Below are 1,835 nucleotides of genomic sequence, written 5' to 3'. Positions count from 1 at the left end.
TTTAATCAATGGAACGTCATCACCTGGGAATTCGTAGCTAGACAGCAGATCACGGATTTCCATTTCTACCAGTTCCAGCAACTCTTCATCATCTACCATGTCACATTTATTCATGTAAACGATGATGTATGGTACACCTACCTGACGCGCTAACAGAATGTGCTCACGAGTTTGTGGCATAGGACCATCAGCTGCAGATACCACCAGAATCGCACCGTCCATCTGTGCAGCACCGGTAATCATGTTTTTCACATAGTCAGCATGTCCCGGGCAGTCTACGTGTGCATAGTGACGCTCGGCTGTTTCGTATTCTACGTGTGATGTATTAATAGTAATACCACGGGCTTTTTCTTCCGGGGCATTGTCAATCTGATCGTAAGCTTTCGCTGCACCACCAAATTTTTTAGACAAAATGGTACAGATTGCAGCAGTCAATGTGGTTTTACCATGGTCAACGTGACCAATGGTGCCAACGTTTACGTGCGGTTTGCTCCGCTCGAATTTTTCTTTAGCCATGAGCTAAGTTTCCTTGAATAAAGATCAATTAAAGAACGATGATAACCTAAAAGCGTCATGCTTCTAGGTTATCTATAAACACTTTAGCCTTTACGGGCAGCAATGACTTGCTCAGCTACGTTGTTAGGCGCTTCAGCGTATTTTTTGAATTCCATGGAGTATGTAGCGCGACCTTGAGTAGCGGAACGCAGATCGGTTGAGTAACCGAACATTTCTGCCAATGGTACTTCAGCGCGTACTTTCTTACCGCCGATACCATCATCATCCATACCCAGTACGATACCACGGCGACGATTCAGGTCACCCATCACATCACCCATGTAGTCTTCCGGTGTTTCTACTTCAACAGCCATAATTGGTTCCAGTAATACTGGAGAAGCCTTACGCATACCGTCTTTGAATGCCATAGAACCGGCTAATTCAAATGCGATTTGTGAAGAGTCCACATCATGGTAAGAACCGAAGGTCAGACGTACACGGATATCCACTACTGGATAGCCAGCCAAAATACCGTTGGTCATGGTATCGCGGATACCTTTATCCACAGACGGGATGAATTCGCGTGGAATCACACCACCTTTAATCTCGTCGATGAATTCGTAGTTCACACCACCTGGTTCCAGAGGTTCCATGGTGATTACTACGTGACCATACTGACCTTTACCGCCAGACTGTTTAACGTATTTAGCTTCGGATTCCACTGATTTACGAATGGTTTCACGATAAGCCACTTGTGGAGCACCCACATTGGCTTCTACGCCAAATTCACGTTTCATACGGTCGACAATAATTTCCAGATGCAATTCACCCATACCGGAAATAATGGTCTGACCAGATTCTTCGTCGGTTTTCACGCGGAAAGAAGGATCTTCTTTAGCCAAACGGTTCAGAGCCAGACCCATTTTTTCCTGGTCAGCTTTGGTTTTCGGTTCAACCGCAACGTGAATTACGGGTTCTGGGAATTCCATGCGTTCCAAAATAATCGGCGCATCAGTATCACACAGAGTTTCACCGGTAGTCACATCTTTCAGACCAATCACTGCAGCAATGTCACCGGCACGAACTTCTTCGATTTCGTCACGGTCATTGGCTTTCATCTGTACCAGACGACCAATACGTTCTTTGGTGCCTTTCACAGAGTTCACTACGGTATCACCGGATTTTACTACGCCGGAATACACACGGATGAAAGTCAGCTGACCAACGTATTTGTCGTTCATCAGCTTGAACGCCAATGCAGAGAATTTCTCATCATCACTGGCTTTACGGCTGTCTTTTTCACCGTCAGGTGTTTCACCTGCAACTGGTGGAATGTCTGT

General features: G+C 45.7%; 2 protein-coding genes. Both read right to left on the bottom strand.

Translation table 11 applies throughout. The features are described 5' to 3' along the window. Positions 1 to 516, bottom strand: a 516-nt coding sequence (locus tag BHC43_RS00770) for a GTP-binding protein (RefSeq protein WP_100156205.1), incomplete at its 3' end; no start/stop codon positions are given. 83 nt (positions 517 to 599) lie between these two features. After that, a partial coding sequence (fusA, locus tag BHC43_RS00765; protein WP_100156204.1) for an elongation factor G occupies positions 600 to 1,835 on the bottom strand: 1,236 nt, incomplete at its 5' end.

It is taken from the genome of Snodgrassella alvi (assembly GCF_002777855.1).
Taxonomy (GTDB): Bacteria; Pseudomonadota; Gammaproteobacteria; order Burkholderiales; family Neisseriaceae; genus Snodgrassella; species Snodgrassella alvi_E.
The sequence above is the reverse complement of the archived record's forward strand: the minus strand, read 5'-3'. Positions and strand labels throughout refer to the sequence as shown.